This window comes from Rhodococcus wratislaviensis (genome assembly GCF_041228765.1).
Lineage (GTDB): Bacteria > Actinomycetota > Actinomycetes > Mycobacteriales > Mycobacteriaceae > Rhodococcus_F > Rhodococcus_F wratislaviensis.
Genome location: NZ_CP150488.1, coordinates 5726760 through 5747322, shown reverse-complemented (window position 1 = coordinate 5747322; position 20563 = coordinate 5726760). Strand labels below are relative to the sequence as shown.

23 protein-coding genes are annotated in these 20563 nt (G+C 68.0%); 12 read left to right on the top strand and 11 right to left on the bottom strand.

The features are described 5' to 3' along the window. Positions 1–37 precede the first annotated feature (37 nt). Together WKC72_RS26550 and WKC72_RS26545 are read right to left on the bottom strand one after the other, a co-directional pair. Complete coding sequence (locus WKC72_RS26550; RefSeq protein ID WP_370180308.1) at positions 38–1516, bottom strand: methyltransferase; 1479 nt, start codon at positions 1514–1516, stop codon at positions 38–40. A gap of 30 nt (positions 1517–1546) precedes the next feature. Beyond that, entirely contained in the window at positions 1547–1906 is a 360-nt protein-coding gene (locus tag WKC72_RS26545; RefSeq protein WP_037232413.1) for a DUF3099 domain-containing protein, read from the bottom strand. A 77-nt stretch (positions 1907–1983) separates the two neighbouring features. On the opposite strand from WKC72_RS26545, the gene WKC72_RS26540 reads away from it, so the two are divergent. Continuing rightward, positions 1984–2220 carry a DUF3039 domain-containing protein gene (locus WKC72_RS26540; RefSeq protein ID WP_005240826.1) on the top strand — a complete coding sequence of 79 codons (237 nt, stop codon included), beginning with the start codon at positions 1984–1986 and terminating at the stop codon, positions 2218–2220. Here WKC72_RS26540 and WKC72_RS26535 read toward each other — a convergent pair. After that, complete coding sequence (locus WKC72_RS26535) at positions 2193–3365, bottom strand: YihY/virulence factor BrkB family protein (RefSeq protein WP_174233775.1); 1173 nt, start codon at positions 3363–3365, stop codon at positions 2193–2195. The genes WKC72_RS26540 and WKC72_RS26535 overlap by 28 nt on opposite strands. A gap of 255 nt (positions 3366–3620) precedes the next feature. Between WKC72_RS26535 and WKC72_RS26530 the strand changes: the two genes are divergently transcribed. Beyond that, entirely contained in the window at positions 3621–5381 is a 1761-nt protein-coding gene (locus WKC72_RS26530) for a DEAD/DEAH box helicase (RefSeq protein WP_054246693.1), read from the top strand. Positions 5382–5488: 107 nt separating this feature from the next. Here WKC72_RS26530 and WKC72_RS26525 read toward each other — a convergent pair whose 3' ends face one another. Next, the gene (locus tag WKC72_RS26525) at positions 5489–5683 is read right to left on the bottom strand and encodes a hypothetical protein (protein ID WP_005240831.1); all 195 of its coding nucleotides are present in this window, start codon (positions 5681–5683) and stop codon (positions 5489–5491) included. A gap of 260 nt (positions 5684–5943) precedes the next feature. On the opposite strand from WKC72_RS26525, the gene WKC72_RS26520 reads away from it, so the two are divergent. Genes WKC72_RS26520 through WKC72_RS26510 form a run of 3 tightly spaced genes read left to right on the top strand, consistent with a single transcriptional unit; the run spans position 5944 to position 8006 of the window. Then, positions 5944–6297: a DUF952 domain-containing protein gene (locus WKC72_RS26520; protein WP_268790806.1), complete on the top strand. Its 354-nt coding sequence runs from the start codon at positions 5944–5946 to the stop codon at positions 6295–6297. Between the two features lie 46 nt (positions 6298–6343). Beyond that, positions 6344–6826 carry a cation:proton antiporter regulatory subunit gene (locus WKC72_RS26515; protein WP_037232405.1) on the top strand — a complete coding sequence of 161 codons (483 nt, stop codon included), beginning with the start codon at positions 6344–6346 and terminating at the stop codon, positions 6824–6826. A gap of 7 nt (positions 6827–6833) precedes the next feature. Then, complete coding sequence (locus tag WKC72_RS26510) at positions 6834–8006, top strand: cation:proton antiporter (protein ID WP_037232403.1); 1173 nt, start codon at positions 6834–6836, stop codon at positions 8004–8006. A 63-nt stretch (positions 8007–8069) separates the two neighbouring features. On the opposite strand, the gene WKC72_RS26505 is transcribed toward WKC72_RS26510, so the two are convergent. Further along, positions 8070–9443, bottom strand: coding sequence for an RNA polymerase sigma factor (locus tag WKC72_RS26505; protein ID WP_370180302.1), 1374 nt, complete (start codon positions 9441–9443; stop codon positions 8070–8072). 121 nt (positions 9444–9564) lie between these two features. Beyond that, the gene (gene ppgK / locus WKC72_RS26500) at positions 9565–10317 is read right to left on the bottom strand and encodes a polyphosphate--glucose phosphotransferase (protein ID WP_112299169.1); all 753 of its coding nucleotides are present in this window, start codon (positions 10315–10317) and stop codon (positions 9565–9567) included. Positions 10318–10473: 156 nt separating this feature from the next. Here ppgK and WKC72_RS26495 point away from each other — a divergent pair, with 156 nt between their 5' ends. Beyond that, entirely contained in the window at positions 10474–11376 is a 903-nt protein-coding gene (locus tag WKC72_RS26495; protein ID WP_052033201.1) for an inositol monophosphatase family protein, read from the top strand. 7 nt (positions 11377–11383) lie between these two features. On the opposite strand, the gene cei is transcribed toward WKC72_RS26495, so the two are convergent. Then, on the bottom strand, positions 11384–12073 hold the full coding sequence (gene cei, locus WKC72_RS26490) for an envelope integrity protein Cei (RefSeq protein WP_112299168.1): 690 nt from the start codon (positions 12071–12073) through the stop codon (positions 11384–11386). 480 nt (positions 12074–12553) lie between these two features. On the opposite strand from cei, the gene WKC72_RS26485 reads away from it, so the two are divergent. Further along, positions 12554–12856, top strand: coding sequence for a DUF4193 domain-containing protein (locus WKC72_RS26485; protein ID WP_005240850.1), 303 nt, complete (start codon positions 12554–12556; stop codon positions 12854–12856). Between the two features lie 46 nt (positions 12857–12902). On the opposite strand, the gene WKC72_RS26480 is transcribed toward WKC72_RS26485, so the two are convergent. After that, positions 12903–13373, bottom strand: coding sequence for a DUF3093 domain-containing protein (locus WKC72_RS26480; RefSeq protein WP_005240851.1), 471 nt, complete (start codon positions 13371–13373; stop codon positions 12903–12905). An 86-nt stretch (positions 13374–13459) separates the two neighbouring features. Here WKC72_RS26480 and dut point away from each other — a divergent pair, with 86 nt between their 5' ends. Next, entirely contained in the window at positions 13460–13981 is a 522-nt protein-coding gene (gene dut, locus WKC72_RS26475) for a dUTP diphosphatase (RefSeq protein ID WP_174484680.1), read from the top strand. Positions 13982–13983: 2 nt separating this feature from the next. Further along, entirely contained in the window at positions 13984–14856 is an 873-nt protein-coding gene (locus WKC72_RS26470) for a DUF3710 domain-containing protein (RefSeq protein ID WP_370180297.1), read from the top strand. Positions 14857–14879: 23 nt separating this feature from the next. Here WKC72_RS26470 and WKC72_RS26465 read toward each other — a convergent pair whose 3' ends face one another. Next, on the bottom strand, positions 14880–15593 hold the full coding sequence (locus WKC72_RS26465; RefSeq protein ID WP_037232394.1) for an alpha/beta fold hydrolase: 714 nt from the start codon (positions 15591–15593) through the stop codon (positions 14880–14882). Between the two features lie 136 nt (positions 15594–15729). On the opposite strand from WKC72_RS26465, the gene WKC72_RS26460 reads away from it, so the two are divergent. After that, positions 15730–16107 (top strand): OB-fold nucleic acid binding domain-containing protein, encoded by a 378-nt coding sequence (locus WKC72_RS26460; RefSeq protein ID WP_005240856.1) that lies wholly within the window; start codon positions 15730–15732, stop codon positions 16105–16107. Between the two features lie 28 nt (positions 16108–16135). Continuing rightward, entirely contained in the window at positions 16136–16816 is a 681-nt protein-coding gene (locus tag WKC72_RS26455) for a DUF3159 domain-containing protein (RefSeq protein WP_112299166.1), read from the top strand. Between the two features lie 215 nt (positions 16817–17031). Here the strand turns inward: WKC72_RS26455 and WKC72_RS26450 are convergent, their stop codons facing one another. Further along, positions 17032–17691 (bottom strand): TrkA family potassium uptake protein, encoded by a 660-nt coding sequence (locus WKC72_RS26450; RefSeq protein WP_037232390.1) that lies wholly within the window; start codon positions 17689–17691, stop codon positions 17032–17034. Positions 17692–17739: 48 nt separating this feature from the next. After that, entirely contained in the window at positions 17740–18405 is a 666-nt protein-coding gene (locus WKC72_RS26445) for a TrkA family potassium uptake protein (RefSeq protein WP_037232387.1), read from the bottom strand. Positions 18406–18567: 162 nt separating this feature from the next. Between WKC72_RS26445 and WKC72_RS26440 the strand changes: the two genes are divergently transcribed. Next, a complete protein-coding gene (locus WKC72_RS26440) occupies positions 18568–20562 on the top strand; it encodes an APC family permease (RefSeq protein ID WP_037232378.1) in 1995 nt (664 codons plus the stop codon). The last annotated feature ends 1 nt before the right edge of the window (position 20563 follow it).

Here is a 20563-nt window from a genome sequence, read left to right as displayed (position 1 = left end):
GAACACGTATAAGGGGGACGGATCGGGAACCCGGTGGCTACGCGGGAAGCACGAGGCCGTGCCGGACGAGGGCGTGCACGAGCGGCACGGCCGACTGCGCGAGTTCCTCGGCGTCGACGCCGTGGGCGGCGGCGAGGAGCTCGATCAATTCGCCCAGCACGAGGCCGTCGTCGCGCATGCCCGCGACGAGCGAGGCGACGAGATCGTCGACCTCGTGCTGCCACGCCGGGCCGTTCCCCCGGTGCAACCGGGCGACCACCTGGGTCCACCCCTCCTCGCCGGGCAGGAACACCCGCTCCAGGGCGGTGCTCTCCTCGACGCGGAAACGCGCGGTGAGCACGTCGTGCTCGCGCAGCCACGCCACCCGCTCGAAGTACGCGAGCGCCTCCGCGCCCAAGGGGTCGGTGAAGCCGTGGGTGAGATCCTCCGCCATCAGATCGGTGGGTGCGTCGGTCCGGCGCAGGTAGACGAACCCGAAGCCGACCCCCTCGACGTTCGCGCTCGCGAGGTGATCCAGCCAGTCCCCGGCGATCGTCGCGGTGGACGGGTCCCGGGTGTCGAGGCCGCCGTCCCGCATCCAGGTGCCGACGTACAGGGCCGGGTCCGCGACGTCCCGCTGCACCACCCACGCGTCGATCCCGTGGGCGGGAAGCCAGGACGCCACCCGGGCGCGCCAGTCCTCGCCCTCGACGTGGATCCAGGACGCCAGCAGCGCCGCCGTCCCGCCGGGCGCGAGGTAGTCCGCCACCTGGGAGATCATCAGCTCACTCGCGCCGTCGAGGTCGAGTCCGGAGTCGCGGTAGGTGTGACCCACCCGGGCGCGGCTGACGACGAACGGCGGATTGGCCACGACCTGATCGAACGTCCGGCCCTCGACCGGCTCGAACCACGACCCGGCGAGCAGTTCCACCTCTTCCTCGTTGAGCGCCGCCGTGACGGCCGCCAGATCGACGGCACGGACGTTTAGGTCCGTGGCCGTGACCGAGCCGGCGTAGGACGCGCCGTGCAGGGCCTGGATTCCGCAACCGGTCCCGACGTCGAGCAGTGTCCCGACCGGCGCGGTCGGGGTGGCCTGCAACAGCGACAGCGACGCGTGCCCGACGCCGATGACGTGGTCGACGGGGGTCTCGCGGGGGCGGAGTGCGCCGTCGAGGTCGGAGAGCACCCAGCGGTTGCCACCGCCGATGTCCATCGGACGGAGGTCGAGGGCTGCCCGGACCGCGTCGCCGTCGGATTCGAGTAGGCCGGCCGCGACGGCGTCCTCGACCGGAAGCGGGGACAGCGCCGCGGCCACCTCACCGACGGGACAGTCGTCAATGAGAAGGAACAGGCGGATCAGGGTGCCGAGTTCGCCGCAGCCGGCGCTGGCCCGGCGCACCGGGACCGGCTCGTTGCGGCTCAACGCCGCATGGACCTCGGGGCCCAGCGCATCGAGCAGAGTGTCCGTGTCGTACCGGTTGCGGCGGAGGGCCTCACGCAGAGAGGGGCAGATCGACAGCAGCTCGTCACGGTTCACTCGTGCATTGTTGCAGCACGCCCGACTGCGTCAGCCCTCGATCGTGTGGTGTGGCGGCGCGGGCAGGGCCGTGGACGGCGACTCGCGGTGGTCGTACCGGCTGGGCTCGTCCTTGGTGCGCGGCGGGCGGTCGTTGGCGATGAGAACCGCGATCCACGGCAGCGGGATCGACACCCCGATGATCGCCATCGAGATCCACGGGTTCTCCCAGATGCCGTACGCCACCGCCGCGAAGATCAGCGCGGGGAACCGGAAGGACATGATGAGCAGGTACTTGCGGACCCGGGCGCGGTGTTGATCCTCGATGGATTGCGCTGCCTCGGTGATGAGAACCGGATTGCTCGGTGAGCCGGCGTCGTGAGACCCACCGAACCCTGCACTTCGTGCCATGTCTCCACTGTTCCACTGTCAGGCGGGAAATGCACACAGGGGGTGGGATCGTCGGCCGGTTGCGGCATTATTGAGGGGTGAGCACTCAAACCAAGGAACGGCCCGACGTCACCACCGACGAGTCGACCGATGACGACACTCCCAAGTTCTTCCACTACGTCAAGAAGAACAAGATCGCGGAGAGCGCCGTCATGGGCACTCACGTCGTCGCGTTGTGCGGCGAAGTGTTTCCGGTGACGAAGTCCGCGAAGCCGGGATCGCCGGTCTGCCCCGACTGCAAGAAGATCTACGAAGGATTGCGCAAGGGCGACTGAGGCTTCGCCGGCGCTCGTCGCACACCCGGTGGCTCGGGAGATTCTCGTACCGGGCCGTCGGGCTCGTCGTCGTTCCCGGACACCGGTTCGGCCGCATCCGGGCGGGCTCGGTCGCCGACGACCTTGATCGGACCGGTGGCGATGCGACGAGTGAGGCTGGTCACCGGACCCGTCGACGGCGAACTCTCGGCCTGCGCGGCGATCCAATCCCGCATCTGGTCGATGCGGGTCGCACGGGCGGGCCAGAACTCCTGGACGGTGGCGTTGAACTCGGCGCCGAGCACCACCGCGAAACCGAGGAAGAACGTGAACAGCAGGAACGCGATCGGTGTGGCCAGCGCCCCGTACGTGTACCCGGTTCCGGCCACCCAGGAGAGATAGCGGCGCAGGCAGGTGCTCGCGCCGAGGAAGAAGATCCCCGCGACGAGCGCGCCGCCGAGGAGTCGGTGCCAGGGCAGCGACCGGGGGAGCGCCACCTTGTACAGCGTCGTCAGGCCGACGATGAGCAGCAGTCCCACGCCGGGGTAGTAGAACGTGTCGACGATCTCGGTCCCGATCGTGCGCCAGGCCTCCGGGAGCACCCTGCCGACGAGTGTCGGCCCCAGCGCGACCAGCGGCAGGGTGAACACGGCGAGGATCAGGAACATCACGTAGAGCAGCAACGCGAACACGCGCTGCCACACGGGGTGCCGCGCCTCCTGCTGGCCGTGGGCCTCGACGATCGAGTCCACGAACGTGGAGATGGCGGACGACCCGGCCCACAGGGACAGCAGAAAGCTCAGTGACACGATCTCGGGACGCCCGCGTTCGAGTACGTCGCCGACCGTCGGGCGGATGATCTGTTCGACGACGCTGTCGCTGAACACCGTCCCGCTGAAGTTGATGATCTTCGACTGGATGATGTCGACGGTGTCGGGTCCGAACCACCCGCCGACATAGCCGAGCATCCCGAGGAGCCCCAGCAGGAGCGGGGGCAGCGACAGCGTCTGCCAGAACGCCGCCGTGGCCGCCTTTCCGAAGATCGAATCGTCCCAAGCCTTGCTCGCTGTGCGACCGATCACGCTCAGTGTGCGACGTAGCGGATGCCACCCGGACCGGGGTGGGTCACCGCCACTGCGCGGCGTTGTCGAGGGTGTTTCGGTCATGATGTTTCCAGCATCCCTGACGACACGCCCGGTTGCCCACCGCTGCTGTCCTCGTGTCGCGACAAATCTGTCACTATCGGAACTCGCGAATGCGGTTCGCGTCGGATCCGGGCGCTAGGCTCCTTGACGGACAGCGCCTTCGGGTCTGGACCCGGACATGTCGATCGAATACCGAGGAGTGCGAGCAAACAGTGCCATGCCAGCGGAGGGCAGCCCGTGAGTGCTGAGACAGTGGGCTCCCAGTCGGCGCCGAGAATGGAAACCGAGGCCGCGCAGATCGTGGGCACCGAGGCCTACCTCGCACAGACCGAACCTGCCAGACCCGCAGGATCGCTGCGCGCCTGGCAGCGTCGTGCGCTGACGAAGTATCTGTCCACCGGACCGCAGGACTTCCTCGCGGTCGCGACGCCGGGCGCCGGTAAGACCACGTTCGCGCTGCGGGTCGCGTCGGAGTTGCTGCGCGACCGCACCGTCGATCAGGTGACCGTGGTCGCGCCGACCGAGCACCTCAAGCACCAGTGGGCCGAGTCCGCCGCGCGCAACGGCATCGCGCTGGACTCGTACTTCTCGAACTCGACCGGGCAGACGTCCAGCGACTACCAGGGTGTCGTGGTGACGTACGCGCAGGTCGCCTCGCACCCGTTCAAGCACCGGGTCCGCACCGAGAGCCGGCGCACGCTGGTCATCCTCGACGAGATCCACCACGGTGGCGACGCGAAGAGCTGGGGTGACGCCATCCGGGAGGCCTTCGGTGACGCCACCCGCCGTCTGGCCCTGACCGGTACGCCGTTCCGCAGCGACGACAGTGCGATCCCGTTCGTGACGTACGAACCCGACCGCGAGGGTCTGATGCGGTCGAAGGCGGATCACTCGTACGGGTACTCGGACGCCCTCGCGGACGGCGTCGTCCGGCCTGTCGTGTTCCTCGCGTACTCCGGCGAGGCACGCTGGCGGAACAACGCGGGTGAGGAGTTCTCCGCGCGACTCGGCGAGCCGCTCAGCGCGGAACAGACGGCCCGGGCGTGGCGAACCGCTCTGGACCCGTCGGGCGACTGGATTCCCGCGGTCCTGCACGCCGCCGACACCCGGCTGGGCCAGCTGCGTACAGGCGGCATGCCCGACGCCGGAGGTCTCGTGATCGCGACCGACCAGACTGTGGCCCGTGCGTACGCGCAGACACTGAAGGCGGTCACCGGGGAAGACCCGGTCGTGGTGCTCTCCGACGACCCGACGGCGTCCAAGCGGATCGCCGAGTTCGGGGCGAGCACCCAGAAGTGGATGGTCGCCGTCCGCATGGTGTCGGAAGGCGTCGACGTTCCCCGCCTGGCCGTCGGTGTGTATGCCACCAGTGCGTCCACCCCGCTGTATTTCGCGCAGGCGATCGGGCGTTTCGTGCGGTCCCGCCGCAAGGGCGAGACCGCGAGCGTGTTCCTCCCGTCGGTTCCGGTGCTGCTCGACCTGGCCAGCCAGCTCGAGGCGCAGCGCGACCACGTGCTCGGCAAGCCGCATCGGGAGAAGGACGGCTTCGACGACGACCTCCTCGCCGACGCGAACAAGCAGAAGGACGAGCTCGGCGAGGAGGAGAAGGCGTTCACCTCGCTCGGCGCGGACGCCGAGCTCGATCAGGTGATCTACGACGGATCGTCCTTCGGGACGGCCACGTTCTCGGGCTCCGACGAGGAGGCCGACTACCTGGGTCTGCCCGGGCTGCTCGACGCCGATCAGATGCGCGCGCTGCTGCGTCAGCGTCAGTCGGAGCAGCTGGACAAGCAGGAGCCTGCACCCGCGCCCGTGCACACGCCCGTTCCTCAGGTCGCGGACCGGGTGGCTGCCGCCGGACAGCTCGCGCAGCTGCGCCGCGAACTGAACAGTCTCGTCGCGATGCACCACCACAGGACGGGCAAGCCGCACGGCACCATCCACGGCGAACTGCGTCGTGTCTGCGGGGGACCGCCCACGGCGATCGCCACCGTCGAGCAGCTCACCGAGCGGATCTCCACCCTGCGTCAGTGGTGACCGGCGTCATCCGGTGGCTCGAACGCAAAGAGACCGGCGAGTGCATCGCACTCGCCGGTCTCTTTGCTGAAGAGGTGAGCCTGGGACGGGTCACCCGGGCTGACGTATCAGATTGCAGCTTCGGCTTCGGACACGATCGTGGCGTTCATCTCGCGAAGACGGTCTGCGTGCTCGTTGGCGTGGTGACCGCAGAAGAGCAACTCTCCTCCGGTCGGAAGAACCGCGCGAACGCGGGCTCCCGCACCGCACCGGTCGCACCGGTCCGCTGCGGTCAACGGGGGGCTGGTCAGTGTTCCGGGCATGACTCCTCCGTACTGGCTTCGACTGATGCCGAGTGCCTGGGGCCTTGGTCCGCCGCGTCGGGGGTGGCGCGGTGGATCTACTCTGTCAGACGTTTGGGGTTTACGCGTTGTTCCCGTCGGCGTTTCTCAGTGTTGCATCACACACGAAACGCGCCGGAAACGCGCCGTCAGGGACGTGACGAGCGCAGATGTGCACAGACCGCGCGGTCCGAGTTCGCTGACAGCTGATTCGTTTTCGGGCGTGACGCTAGTCTCACCGAGTGAAATCCGAAGACCAGCTGGTCCACATCTGCAGCCGCGACGAATGGCGCACCGCGGAACGCGAAGGCACCCGAGTGCCCGCGACGTTCGCGACGGACGGTTTCGTGCACCTCTCGACGCCCGCCCAGGTACATCTGCCCGCCAACAGGTTGTTCGCCGGCCGCACGGACCTCGTTCTGCTGAGACTCGACCCCGCCGCGCTCAGTGCGCCGGTGAAATGGGAGCCGGGCGTACCGGCCGATCCGGCGTCGATGCTGTTTCCACACCTGTACGGGCCGCTGCCCGTCACGGCGGTCACCGCGGTCGAGGAGTACCGCCCCGACGCCGACGGAACGTTCCCGGCCCGGCGCTGACGCGAGCCTTCCGCGGTGGGCACACCGATCGGTCTACCGTGGAGGCATGAACGTTGAAGTGACGCCACTACCGGGTATCGGGGTGCGTAAGGACTTCGAACTCGCCGCCGGTCGCCGCATCGGTGTCATCACCCATCGCGACGGTCGCACCGATCTGATCGTCTCGAAGGCCGACGATCCCGATGCGTGCGCTGCGTCCGTGCCGCTCACCACCGAGGAGGCGGCAGTCCTCAGCAATCTGCTGGGGGCACCGCAACTGGTGGCGCAGCTGGAGGAGGAGCACCGGGACCTGCCCGGCATCCGCACCAAGCAGCTGTACATCAAGGAGGACTCCCGGTTCGACGGCCGCTCGCTCGGCGACACGGCGATGCGCACCCGCACCGGGGTCTCGATCGTCGCGGTCATGCGGGCCGGTCAGGTGTACCCGTCACCGAAGCCCGACTTCCTGCTCACCTCCGGTGACCTCCTGGTCGCCGTCGGAACCACAGACGGACTGGACGCGTCAGCCAAGCTCCTGGCCAACGGCTGACGGTCCCGTGAACACCACCACGCTCGCGCTCATCGAACTGGGCGCGGTGTTCTTCGCGCTCGGATTGCTGGGCCGTCTGGCCGCTCAATTCGGCATGTCGCCGATCCCATTCTATCTCCTCGGCGGACTCTGCTTCGGCAGCGGCGGATTCGTCAACCTCGGCGACATCAGCGAGTTCAGTCACCTGGCGAGCGAGATCGGGGTGGTTCTTCTCCTGCTTCTGCTCGGGCTCGAATACACCGCGTCGGAACTCGTCACCGGGCTGCGACGGTCGTGGATGGCCGGTGTCGTGGACGCCGTCCTCAACGCCGCGCCCGGCGCGGTCGTCGCCCTGATGCTGGGGTGGGGGACCACCGGCGCGGTCGTGATGGCCGGCGTCACCTACATCTCGTCGTCGGGCATCATCGCGAAGGTGCTGAGCGACCTGGGTCGGCTCGGTAACCGTGAAACGCCGGTCGTGCTCTCGATTCTCGTGTTCGAGGACCTCGCGATGGCCGTCTACCTACCGATTTTGACGGCCCTCCTCGCCGGCGTCAGTTTCGCCGGTGGACTCGAGGCGGTGGGCATCTCCCTCGTCGTGATCTCGGTCGTCCTCGTGATCGCCCTGCGGTACGGCCGCTATGTTTCCGCTCTGCTGGACAGCCCGGACAGCGAGACCCTGCTCCTGAAACTGCTCGGTGCCGCACTACTCGTGGCGGGGATCAGCTCGGCGATGCAGGTCTCGGCCGCGGTCGGGGCGTTCCTCCTGGGGATCGCGATCTCCGGTACGACCGCCCACAACGCGAGCCGTGTCCTCGAACCGCTCCGTGATCTGTTCGCGGCGATGTTCTTCGTGGTGTTCGGGCTCAACACCGATCCCCGTGCGATCCCGCCGGTGCTCGGCTGGGCCGTCCTCCTCGCCGTCGTCACGGCGCTGACGAAGATGATCACCGGCGCGTGGGCGGCGAAACAACAGGGCGTCGGGCGGCTGGGCCGGGCCCGGGCCGGAGTCGCGTTGATCGCGCGCGGCGAGTTCTCGATCGTCATCGCCGGCCTGGCGTTGTCGGCCGGAGCGGTGGAGAGCGAACTCGTGGCACTCGCCACCGCGTACGTCCTCCTGATGGCCGTCATCGGCCCGGTGGCGGCCCGCGTCGTCGAACCGGTGGCAGGTGTCTGGATCCGGGTTCGCACCAGCGCGTAGCGGGCCGCAGACGACAATGCCCCCGGACTCGCTCGGAGTCCGGGGGCATCGAGGTGTGTTTCGTCAGTCCAGGTAGTCGCGCAGCACCTGCGACCGGGACGGGTGGCGCAGCTTCGACATGGTCTTGGACTCGATCTGACGGATGCGCTCACGCGTGACCCCGTAGACCTGGCCGATCTCGTCGAGGGTGCGGGGCTGTCCGTCGGTCAGGCCGAAGCGCAGGCGCACGACGCCCGCTTCACGCTCGGACAGCGTCTCGAGCACCGACTGCAGCTGATCCTGCAGCAGGGTGAACGACACGGCGTCGACGGCCACGACGGCCTCGGAGTCCTCGATGAAGTCGCCGAGCTGGCTGTCGCCCTCGTCGCCGATCGTCTGGTCGAGGGAGATGGGCTCACGAGCGTACTGCTGGATCTCCAGCACCTTCTCGGGCGTGATGTCCATTTCCTTGGCGAGCTCTTCGGGAGTGGGCTCACGGCCCAGGTCCTGCAGGAGTTCACGCTGGATGCGGCCGAGCTTGTTGATGACCTCCACCATGTGCACCGGGATGCGGATGGTGCGGGCCTGGTCGGCCATCGCGCGGGTGATGGCCTGACGGATCCACCAGGTGGCGTAGGTCGAGAACTTGTAGCCCTTGGTGTAGTCGAACTTCTCGACGGCACGGATGAGGCCCAGGTTGCCTTCCTGGATCAGGTCGAGGAACGCCATGCCGCGGCCGGTGTAGCGCTTCGCCAGCGACACGACGAGGCGGAGGTTCGCCTCGAGGAGGTGGTTCTTGGCGCGGTTTCCGTCGCGGCAGATCCAGCTCATGTCCCGGCGCTGGGCGGCGGGGAGCTTCTCGCCGGAATCGGACAGCTCCTGCATGATCTGGGTCGCGTAGAGCCCGGCCTCGATCCGCTTGGCGAGCTCGACCTCCTCTTCGGCGTTGAGGAGGGCGACCTTGCCGATCTGCTTGAGGTAGGCACGGACCGAGTCGGCGGACGCGGTCAGTTCGGCGTCCTTGCGGGCCTGGCGGAGCGCTTCGGACTCCTCCTCGTCCCACACGAAGTCGCCGGAGGCCTTGTCCTTCTCGGACGGCTCCTCGGTCTCCTCGTCTTCGCCGACCGCGACGACCTCGACGACATCGGACTCGACCTCGGCGAGGTCGCCCTCGGTGATGTCGATGTCTTCCATGTCGGCGGAGTCTTCGTCGACGTCCTCGCCGTCCGCGCCCTTACCGGCCGTGGCCTTCTTGCCGCCCGCCTTCTTGGCTGCCGCCTTCTTGGCGGGAGCCTTCTTCGCTGCTGCCTTCTTGGCGGGAGCCTTCTTGGCCGCCGGCTTCTTCGCGGAAGCTTCCTCGGCTGCCGGAGCAGTGCCGGTGGCTGCCGCTCCGACTGGTGCTTCCGGTCCTGACTCCGAAGTCGAATCAGCAGTCTGACGTGTATCGGTGGCTGCCACGTACGCCCTTTCGTGACGGTGTCGTGCGGCGTCACGCCAGAGTGGTCATCCGGCGGAGAGGTCTACTGGTTTCGCCGGCGCGCAGCCGGGCTCTTCCATTGTAACGACCCATCCGAATTAGTTACGGAGCGATGCCCGTTTCCACTGCGAGCGCAGCGCCGACGATGCCCGCCGTATTCAGCAGCGCAGCAGGTACGACGGGTGTCCTGTTGGTCAGATGCGGGATCCACTTCTCGTTCTTCCGGCTGATTCCGCCGCCCGCGATGAACAGATCCGGCCACAGGAGGTTCTCGAAGCGGGTGAGGACACGGCTCACCTCGCCGGCCCATTCCTTGTACGACTGATCCTTCTTCTCCTTGACCGAGGAAGCCGCCCGGTGCTCGGCTTCCTTGCCGTCCACCTCCATGTGCCCGAACTCGGTGTTGGGGAGCAGGACGCCGTTGTGGAGGATCGCCGAGCCGATGCCGGTGCCGAACGTGAGGAGGATGACGACCCCCTTCGCGTCCTTGCCGGCGCCGAGCGCGTCCTCCGCTATCCCCGCGGCATCCGCGTCGTTGAGGACGGTGACGAGCCGGCCGCCGAGTGCGTCGGAGAACAACGCGCGGGCGTCCGTCCCGATCCACTTCTTGTCGATGTTGGCGGCGGATCGCGCCACACCGCCGGTGACGACGCTCGGCAGGGTTATACCGACCGGTCCGTTCCATTCTGCCTGGCGGATGATCTCGGCGACGGTCTCCGCAACCGCCTCCGGAGTGGAAGGCTGGGGAGTGAGAAGCTTGATGCGGTCCCCGACCAGCTGGCCAGTCTCGAGATCCACGACGCCACCCTTGACGCCGCTGCCTCCGACGTCGACACCGAACCCCGTTTTGGTCATGGCGTGTGCTCCTTCGTGTCGACGACGACGTGTTCTCCGGCGCTCTGCTGCTGTCCGTCACACTAGTGTGTCGGCGCGTGTTCGGTGGGCGATGACACCAGCTGTGCGAAACGTCAGCGGTGGTGTGAGGCAGCGAAAGTGTGTTCCGATGGGTGGGTGCATGCAGCCCAGAGTTCAGAGTCCGCGCCAGGCCATGTCGGCACCGATCCCCGGCGACTGCTCGAGGTCGCCGTGGCGGTGGCCGAGGAAGCCGCCGCCCATGTCCGGGCGCGACGGCCCGAGGTCTTCGGAAACGTCGGGAAGCGAGCGGGATCCGGCGATTCCGTTGCGTCGAAGAGCACCCCGACCGACCCGGTCACGGTGGTCGACACCGAGAGCGAGCAGGTCATCCGCGACCGGCTCGCGGAGCTTCGCCCCGGCGACGCGATCCTCGGCGAAGAAGGTGGGGGAGAGGAGGATTCCGCCGCCGAGGTGCGGTGGATCGTGGATCCGATCGACGGCACCGTGAACTTTCTGTACGGCGTCCCGGCGTACGCCGTCTCCGTGGCCGCCCAGATCGACGGCGTGTCCGTCGCCGGGGCCGTCGTCGACGTGGCGGCCCGATCGACCTACGCGGCGGCACGCGGCGGCGGGGCAACCCTCACCGACGCGGACGGACGGGTGAGCAACCTCCGGTGCAACCCGGTCACCGACGTGTCGATGGCGTTGCTCGCCACCGGATTCGGGTACGGCGCGGCGCGGCGCGAGGCGCAGGGCGCTCTCATCGCGGACATCCTGCCGAGGGTGCGGGACATCCGCCGGATCGGCTCGGCGGCCCTCGATCTGTGCATGGTCGCGGCCGGCCGTGTCGACGCCCACTTCGAACACGGGCTGAGCCCGTGGGACTGGGCCGCGGGGTCGCTGATCGCCACCGAGGCGGGGGCCCGCGTGCGAATCCCCTCCCCTCAGACGTCGAGTGCGGACGGCGACGTGGTGGTGGCCGCGGCCCCCGGGATCGCGGACGCGCTGGACGCGCTGTTCGCCGAGATCGGGGTGGACGCCCCGATCCCGGAAGGGTGACCGCCGGTCAGCAGCGGGCGGTGCGCGCCGCCTTGAGGAGGTCGATGTCGAGGGGGGCGGGCTGGGTTCCGGGCGGCGGATCCTTCAGGGACCGCAGGACTTCTTCGGCGTCGGTGTTCGGCGAGATCTTGCGGAAGTAGGTGCCGAGGGCGAGGTCGACCGTGTCGTCGGTGCGGGTGTCCTGGATGAGTTCGGCGCACGGGGCCACCAGCCAGAGTGCGCTCGCGGCGGCGGCGCCGTCGGGGCCGAACCGCAGCTGCCCCTGGCACTGCATGTTCTGGTCGACGTAGACCGGGTCGTTGCCCGCCTGGACGTCGGGTGCGCTCGCGAACCCGTAGTCGCTGAGCTGTGCGGCCACCTGCGCCGCCTGGCCGTGCTCGCCGTTGGCGTTGAACACGCGCACCTTGGTGGCGGACAGTGCGGCAGGCTCCACGTCCCGCAGGGTCGAACCGTCGACCTTCTCGCCCAGTGCCTGCTGCGGCGGGGCGGCGGGGTCGACGGGCTGCGCGGCCGGCTGCGGAGGGTTGCAGTCGACGGTGGTGGCCAGATCCTCGTCGTCGCCGAGGACGCCGATCCACACGACGGCGCCGAGCAGGGCGAGGACGGCGAACACCACGAGGATCGGCATCGCCCGCCGCCGCCGGAACGGACGACCCTTGTCGTCGAGCGGGCTGCCTTCGGTGATCAGTGAAACCACAGTGTGCCTCGACCTCTCCTACGAACTGCGCTTCGTACGTTGCACCCGTACAGCGCACCGATACAGGGCCCGGCCACACGTCGTGGCGCAGGTTCGGCACCTACCTTAGATCCCTGGCACGTCATAACCCCGAACCCGTCCCCGTTGTGGAATGTCACAGCTTGCTGTGGTGTTGGTGACGATTAGCAGACAATTTGCGCGATCGGTCGATTCGGTTACGACTTTTGTACTTCCTTCGGCTACTGTCTGGCGGCCCCAGTCGTTCAAAGCGTGCAGAACGAGGGTCGGCAATAGATGACAAAAGAGGCGTAGATCATGTTTCCGGGGCCTGGTTCCGGGCACGAACCCATCCGCTGCAGCGTTGTGCAGCCGCAGGGTGTGATCTGCGCCGAGGCGGTTTTCGTGTGGGCGGTCGACCGGCAATCGGTTCGACGTACCGCACGGGCCGGGATACACGGAAGAGGATGAGGGGAAGGCGACATGGCAACTGACTACGACGCACCGCGGCGAACAGAGTCCGACGAGGTTTCGGAGGATTCGCTGGAGGAACTGAAGGCGCGACGCAACGAGGCTCAGTCGGCTGTTGTCGACGTCGACGAGTCCGACACCGCGGAATCGTTCGAACTGCCCGGCGCGGATCTGTCCGGTGAAGAGCTCTCGGTGCGGGTCGTTCCGAAGCAGGCCGACGAGTTCACGTGTTCGAGCTGTTTCCTGGTGCACCACCGCAGCCGGCTCGCCAGCGACGCGGGCGGAGTGCTGGTGTGCAGGGACTGCGCGGCCTGAGCGGCGGCGAGTACGAGAGGCGGACGGTGGGAGGCCCACCGTCCGATCAGTCTCCGTCCGCCTGCGGGCGGGCACGGTTGACGGCGGCCAGCAACTCGGCCGGCCGTCGTGTGCTGATCAACCAGTAGGGGGTCGGGTCCTCGGGGTCGTCGAGCACGATCAGTGCCATCGGCTTGACCCAGACCCGGTGTTGCACGAAGGCGGCGGGGTCGAGCTGGCGACCGAGAGCCGCGCTCTTCGCCGAACCGGGAACCTCGGCGACCCGCGCGATGACGTCCAGCGGCAGATGCGCCTGTCCGACCCGCAGGTGGACACCGTTCGGTTCCTCCACGACCTCGACGCGGAGGCGGCTGAGCCAGACGAGGCCCCACACGGGCAGAGGGAGCAGGAGGACGTACGGCAGCCACGCACGCAGTCCCGGCGCACCCATGTGCACCTCCGCAGCGAGCAGACCGGCGACGAACAAGCCCACTGCCCACCACCAGACGGGCACCCACAGGCGCTCGGAGTACAGCACGGGCGAGGTGTTATCGGTGGGCGCGACTTCGGGCCGGGACGTTTGTGACACCCGACCAGGATAGTCGGTGTCTGAGAGTAGGCTCGGTGCACGTGAGCGACCTATCTCCCGGCCATTCTCCCGCCGCGACCCCCGCCCTTCCGCCCGTCGCCCTCCAGCGGCTGGACCCCGACATTCCGGTCCCGCAGCGTGCGCACGACGGCGACGCCGGTGTCGACCTGTGCAGCACCATCGACGTGACCATCGAGCCGGGGCGCCGAGTCCTCGTCGGAACCGGCATCGCGATCGCGCTGCCCCTGGGCACGGTCGGGCTGATCCACCCCCGATCCGGGCTGGCCGCAAAATCGGGTCTGTCGGTGGTCAACACCCCCGGCACCATCGATGCCGGGTACCGCGGCGAGATCAAGGTGTGCCTGATCAATCACGATCTCGAGACCCCGATCGAGATCCGCCGGGGCGACCGGATCGCCCAGCTTCTCGTGCAGCGTGTCGAACTGGTGTCGTTCGTCGAGGTCCAGTCGCTCGACGGCACCACCCGCGGCAGTGACGGGCACGGGTCGAGCGGAGGCCACGCCAGCCTTGTCGGCAATGCCAGTGAAGGAGTCTGATCATGTTCGGACGTCGTAAGAAGAAGGAAGCCGAGGACGGCCGGTCCGGTTTCTTCGAGGACGCCGAGACGGACGCCGCGGCCGGCGACGGCGACGCGGATTACGAGGAGGCGGATTACGAGGACGACTACGACGCCGTGACCGAGGTGGACGGCGGTCCGTACGACGCCGACGACCTCGAGTCGGGCGCCGATCTCACCGTCGGCGAGGTGGGAACCCGCCTCGACCTCGGTTCGGTCCTCGTGCCGATGCCCCAGGGCGCCCAGTTGCAGGTAGAGATGGCGCCGGACGGTTCGCCGCAGGCCGTGCATCTCGTCACCCAGCACGGGCGCATCACCGTGGCGGCGTATGCCGCCCCGAAGTCTCCCGGCCAGTGGCGGGAAGTCGCGGGCGACCTCGCCGAATCGCTGCGCAACGACAACGCGACGGTGAGCGTCGAGAGCGGACCGTGGGGGCGCGAGGTCTTCGCCGTCACCCCGAACGCCGACCTGCGCTTCATCGGCGTCGACGGCTACCGGTGGATGGTGCGCTGTGTGGTCGCGGGACCGAGCGGCGGCAACACGGCCGACTCGGAGCTCGTCGCGACCGCCAGGGCGATCCTGCGCGACACCGTCGTGAAGCGGGGAAACGAGCCGAACCCGGTGCGGACCCCGCTGCCGGTGGTCCTGCCCGAGGCCCTCGCCCAGCAGCTGGCCGTCGCACACCAGCAGCAGTTGGCGCAGCAGCAGGGTGCCGTTCCGCAGCAGCCCGCTCCGCAGCAGCCGGCTCCGGCGGGTCCGCAGGGCGAACAGCAGGCGCCGCCCGCGGAAGCCCCGGCTCAGCCGCAGCAACGTCGCGGCGAATCGGGTTCGGCGATGCAGCAACTCGGTCGCTGATCCCGGCCCCGGAGATTCGCGGCTCAGGTCGTGTGCAGGACCGAGTCGAGCGCACTGAGGGTGGCGTAGCCGAGAACCGCCGGGTCGGCGCCGATCTCGTCCAGCGACACCGTGACGAGGCCCGCGTGCGGTAGTCGTTCGGACCACGTGCGGGCGACCTCGAGGGGATGCACGGCGTCGTCGGTGGCGGCAGCGATCCCCACCGGCGCCGTGATGCGCTCGAGGTCGCCCACACCGGGGGCGTGATACTCGGACGCCTCGTCCAGCGCGGCGGGAAGGTGCGGCCACTGCGATCGCCAGGATTTCGCCAGTTCCCGGCCCAGCCAGGCCGGGCTGGAGGCGATCATCTCGGCGGTGACCTGTTCGAGGCCGTCCGCCCGCAGCCGGGCCGCGGTGAACCGGGCGCTGGCGGCGGCGGGAGCGTCCGCGGCGGTCCCGGTCCACGCGGGCAGCGCCGCGAGAACCCCCGCGACGCGATCCGGGTGTGATCCTGCCCACTGCAGCGCCACGGCGGCCCCGATGGAGACCCCGCCGACGAGGATCCGCCCGTGCTGCGCGGCCGCGGCGTCGAGGGCGTCGACGTAGCTTCCGACGACTCGACGGGGATCGGGTTCGACTGCGGCCGTGTGAACTCCACGGCAGGTCAGAGGCTCGGTGAAGGCGCGGGCCACGAAGTCCGCGTCGGATCCCGTACCCGGGAGCACAACGGCCACGGACGGCCGATCATCAGAGGGCATGAGATGATCCTGCCTCGTCCGTCACAGCGCTCTTCCGGTGGTGTGGTTGACGGGAACCAATGGGTCTACAGTGGCGAATACACAGCCCTACGAGCGGCGCGAAGATCTCGCGTCGCACATGCTCCAGGAGCGCGCAATGGCACCCGCCACGGCAGGATATTTTCGTCGGCTGACTCGCAGGCTCACCGAGGACCTCGAGCAGCTGGACGCCGAGGAAATGGCCGAGACGTCTCAGGCGTCCGGCGCACAACGTGCCTGCGACTGCAGCCGCGGCGAAGAGGTCACCATGCTGGGACGGCTCCGTAGTGTCGAAGCCTGTCCGAAGTCCGGGAACGCCAGCATCGAAGCCGAATTCTTCGACGGCACGGAACAGATCAAGTTGGTGTGGATCGGCCGACGGAGAATTCCGGGCATCGAGCCGGGGAAGACCCTGCTCGTTCGTGGCCGTGTCGGCGAACGCGACGGCCAGAAGGTGATCTTCAACCCGTATTACGAGCTGCGCGGCGAATCGTAGCGGCCGTCTCGTGTGGCACTCTCGTTGAGTGACCGAAACGAAGCAGCAATCCATACTCGAACAGCTCGGTGGGATCAGCGGGCTGATCTATTCGACCCTGCCCATCCTGGTCTTCGTTCCGGTCAACGGTGTGTGGGGCCTGGGTCCGGCGATCTGGGCGGCCCTCGGTGTCGCCGTTGCCATTCTCGTCTGGCGCCTCGTCCGCCACAGCCCCATCCAGCCCGCGGTGTCCGGGTTCTTCGGTGTCGGCATCTCCGCGTTCATCGCCTACCGCACGGGCGATGCCAAAGGGTACTTCCTGTTCGGGATCTACACGAGCCTCGCGTACGGGGCGGTGTTCCTGATCTCGATTCTGGTGCGCTGGCCGCTCGTCGGCCTGATCTGGGGATTCCTCAACGGCCACGGCAACCTCTGGCGGCGCCATCGCGGCGCGGTACGTGCCTACGACGTGGCCACTGCCGCCTGGGCGCTGGTGTTCGCGGCCCGGTACCTGGTGCAGTCGCAACTCTATGATTCGGACCAGACCGGCTGGCTCGCGTTCGCGCGCATCGCGATGGGCTGGCCGCTGGCGGGATTGGCTCTCCTGGTGACGATCTGGGCTGTGCGCCGGGCAGACCGGATCGTCGAACCGGGACCCTCGGACGACGCCGTCGAGCCGACGGACGACACGGAAGCGGGCGGCCCCCGCGACGAGCCCGGCCGCACCTGAGCGCGGCCCTCGGCGGGGACCGCGGGGGCGCAGACCGGTTGTGGCGGAGACGAAGTCGCCGAACCGATCAGGCCACGAGGTCCTGGTACTCGGGATGCTTCGACGCGAATGTCATGACGTAAAGGCACACCGGGTGCACCCGCAGGTGACGACGGTGCTCTCGGGTGTTGCGGCGGTACTCGACGGATCCCGGGTGTCGATCGGTCCCTGCCGGGTCAGGAGAGCCCGACGGCCGTGCGCAGGTCGTCCTCGACGTCCACCGACGCGACGAACAGCAGTTCGTCGCCGCCCTCGAGCGGATCGTCCTGCTGCGGCACGATGACCCGTCCGCCGCGGAGGATGGTGACCAGTGCGGCATCGCGGGGCAATTGCAGTTTGCGGACGGGTTTCCCGGCGAGCGGGGTGTTGTCGGGCAGCGTGACCTCGACGAGGTTGGCCTGCCCCTGGCGCAGCGTCATCAGCCGCACGAGGTCGCCGACCGACACCGCCTCCTCCACCAGCGAGGCGAGCATCCGGGGGGTGGAGACGGCGACGTCGACTCCCCAGGATTCGTCGAACAACCACTCATTGCGGGGGTCGTTGACGCGGGCGACCACACGGCTGACCCCGAACTCGGTTTTCGCGAGGAGGCTGAGGACCAGGTTGGCCTTGTCGTCACCGGTGGCCGCGATCACCACCTCGTAGGTTTCGAGGGATGCGGCTTCGAGGCTGCTCAGCTCGCACGCGTCGGCGTGGACCCAGGTCGCCTCGGGCACCGACTCCTGCTCGACGTGCTCGAGCTTGCGCTCGATCAGCATGACGTCGTGTTCGCTGCGGACCAGTTCGCGCGCGATCGAGCGTCCGACTGCGCCGGCTCCTGCGATTGCGACTCTCATCGATTGCTTCCGTTCGGGTGGTCGATCGTGAACATTCTCACTGCCGTCTCAGTTGTCCGAAGGCGGGGGATTGCCCGCGAGCGCGACGGCCTCGGCCACCGTTCCCGACACAGCCGCGATGTATACCTGGTCGTCGGCCTGGAAGACGGTCTTGCGGTCGGGAAGGACGCCGGTGCCGAAGCGGATGATGAACGCGACACGCGAATTCGTCGCGGCCTCGAGTTCGGCGACCGGCCTGCCGATCCAATCCTCGTGCAGGGACAACTCGGTGACCGCGACGGTTCCGGACGGATCGCGCCACTTGGCGGTCTGGCTGTCGCGGGTGAGGGTGTGCAGGAAGCGGTCCGTCGACCACGGGACGGTCGCGACGGTGGGGATCCCGAGCCGCTCGTACACGGCGGCACGCTTGGCGTCGTAGATCCGGGCGACGACGCGTTCCACGCCGAACGTCTCCCGGGCGACACGCGCGGAAATGATGTTGGAGTTGTCTCCGGACGACACCGCAGCGAATGCCTCTGCGCGCTCGATACCGGACTTGACCAGCACATCACGGTCGAACCCCATCCCGACGACGGTATGGCCGGGGAAGTCGGGTTCGAGACGCAGGAATGCGGCAGGGTCGCGGTCGATGACCGCGACCTCGTGGCCGATCCGGGTCAGCGAGCCAGCGAGGGATGAGCCGACCCGGCCGCATCCCATGATGACCACATACACCTTGTACTCCGTTCATGGGCTCTGGCGTCACGTCTCGAGTACGTGCGTACCGAATCGAACCGTACAGTGCCCAGGCGGAAGAGCAACCGAGACAGAGATCGCAATCCGGACACATTGGTGGGTGAGGGTCCAGGTTTTCTGCGGACGGCTTACGCTTTGGCAGTGTCAAAGCTCTCGACCGCCACAAAGCGGCTACTGCTAGGCAGACCCTTCCGGAGCGACAAGCTCGGGCACACGCTGCTTCCCAAGAGGATCGCCCTCCCGGTCTTCGCCTCCGACGCGATGTCGTCGGTGGCCTACGCCCCCGAGGAAATCTTCCTCGTGCTGTCGGTGGCGGGCATCTCCGCCTACGCCTACACCCCCTGGATCGGACTCGCCGTCGCCGCGGTGATGGCGGTGGTGGTCGCCAGTTACCGGCAGAACGTGCACGCCTACCCGTCGGGCGGCGGCGACTACGAGGTCGCGACCGTCAATCTCGGTCCCAACGCGGGTCTGACCGTGGGTAGCGCCCTCCTGGTGGACTACGTCCTCACGGTGGCGGTCTCCATCTCGTCGGCCGCGTCCAACATCGGTTCGGCGGTGCCGTTCGTGGCCCAGCACAAGGTGCTGTTCGCGGTCGCGGCCATCGTGCTGCTGACCGCCATCAACCTGCGGGGCATCCGTGAATCCGGTGCCGCCTTCGCGATCCCGACGTACGCGTTCATCGCCGGCATGGCGCTCATGCTGCTATGGGGGTTCTTCCAGATCTTCGTGCTGGGCGACGACCTGCGCGCCGAATCGTCCGGATTCGAGCTGGAGGCAGAAGACTCCCACCTGTACGGGATCGCGTTCGCGTTCCTGATCGCGCGGGCCTTCTCCTCCGGCTGTGCGGCACTGACCGGTGTCGAGGCGATCAGCAACGGTGTTCCCGCGTTCCAGAAGCCCAAGTCCCGCAACGCGGCCACCACGCTGCTGCTGCTGGGATCGATTGCCATCGTGCTGCTGATGGGCATCATCATCCTGGCCCAGAAGATCGGTATCGTGTACGCGCACAGCCCGGCCGAACAGCTGATCGGTGCCCCCGCCGGGTATCACCAGAAGACGCTGATCGCGCAGATCGCGGAGACGGTGTTCGGCGGGTTCCCCATCGGCTTCTACTTCATCGCCATCGTGACGGCCCTGATCCTCGTGCTGGCCGCCAACACGGCCTTCAACGGATTCCCCGTGCTCGGCTCGATCCTCGCGCAGGACCGCTACCTGCCCCGTCAGCTGCACACCCGCGGCGACCGCCTGGCGTTCAGCAACGGCATCCTGTTCCTGTCCGGGGCCGCGATCGCGTTCGTCGTCCTGTTCGGCGCCGAGGTGACCAAGCTGATCCAGCTGTACATCGTCGGCGTGTTCGTCTCGTTCGTGCTGAGCCAGACGGGCATGATCCGGCACTGGACCCGGCACCTGAAGACCGAGAACGACCCGGCTCAGCGCCGGCGGATGCACCGCTCCCGGGTGATCAACTCCATCGGCCTCGCCATGACCGGTGCCGTCCTGATCATCGTGCTCATCACGAAGTTCGCGGCAGGCGCCTGGATCGCGATCGTGGCCATGGTCGCGATCTTCGTCGTGATGAAGATGATCCGGAAGCACTACGACAGCGTCGCCCGGGAGCTCGAGGAACAGGAATGGGACGGGGTGCTGCCCAGCCGGACTCACTCCATCGTCCTCGTCTCCAAGCTGCACATGCCGACCATGCGCGCGCTCGCCTATGCCCGGGCCACACGGCCGGACACCCTCGAGGCGATCACGGTCAACGTCGACGAACCCGACACCCGGGCACTCGTGCGCCAGTGGGAGAAGAGTGACATCGCGGTGCCACTCAAGGTGATCGAGTCGCCGTACCGCGAGATCACCAAACCCGTGCTCGACTATGTGCGGCGCGTCCGGAAGGACTCACCGCGGGACGTCGTCACCGTGTTCATCCCCGAGTACGTGGTGGGGCACTGGTGGGAGCAGATCCTGCACAACCAGAGTGCGCTGCGGCTCAAGAGCCGCCTGCTGTTCCAGCCGGGTGTGATGGTCACCAGCGTTCCGTGGCAATTGAACTCGTCCGAGAAGGCGAAGACACTGAACATCGAATACACGGCCGGGGCCTCACGCCGCGGCTACGAACCCGACGACAAGTGAC

Bases quoted from the DNA above. Each gene is read 5' to 3' on its own strand.
- WKC72_RS26545 (WP_037232413.1), bottom strand. From the start codon at position 1,906: ATGGCACGAAGTGCAGGGTTCGGTGGGTCTCACGACGCCGGCTCACCG.
- WKC72_RS26535 (WP_174233775.1), bottom strand. From the start codon at position 3,365: ATGACCGAAACACCCTCGACAACGCCGCGCAGTGGCGGTGACCCACCC.
- WKC72_RS26530 (WP_054246693.1), top strand. From the start codon at position 3,621: ATGGAAACCGAGGCCGCGCAGATCGTGGGCACCGAGGCCTACCTCGCA.
- WKC72_RS26525 (WP_005240831.1), bottom strand. From the start codon at position 5,683: ATGCCCGGAACACTGACCAGCCCCCCGTTGACCGCAGCGGACCGGTGC.
- WKC72_RS26515 (WP_037232405.1), top strand. From the start codon at position 6,344: ATGAACGTTGAAGTGACGCCACTACCGGGTATCGGGGTGCGTAAGGAC.
- ppgK (WP_112299169.1), bottom strand. From the start codon at position 10,317: ATGACCAAAACGGGGTTCGGTGTCGACGTCGGAGGCAGCGGCGTCAAG.
- WKC72_RS26485 (WP_005240850.1), top strand. From the start codon at position 12,554: ATGGCAACTGACTACGACGCACCGCGGCGAACAGAGTCCGACGAGGTT.
- WKC72_RS26470 (WP_370180297.1), top strand. From the start codon at position 13,984: ATGTTCGGACGTCGTAAGAAGAAGGAAGCCGAGGACGGCCGGTCCGGT.
- WKC72_RS26465 (WP_037232394.1), bottom strand. From the start codon at position 15,593: ATGCCCTCTGATGATCGGCCGTCCGTGGCCGTTGTGCTCCCGGGTACG.
- WKC72_RS26460 (WP_005240856.1), top strand. From the start codon at position 15,730: ATGGCACCCGCCACGGCAGGATATTTTCGTCGGCTGACTCGCAGGCTC.
- WKC72_RS26450 (WP_037232390.1), bottom strand. From the start codon at position 17,691: ATGAGAGTCGCAATCGCAGGAGCCGGCGCAGTCGGACGCTCGATCGCG.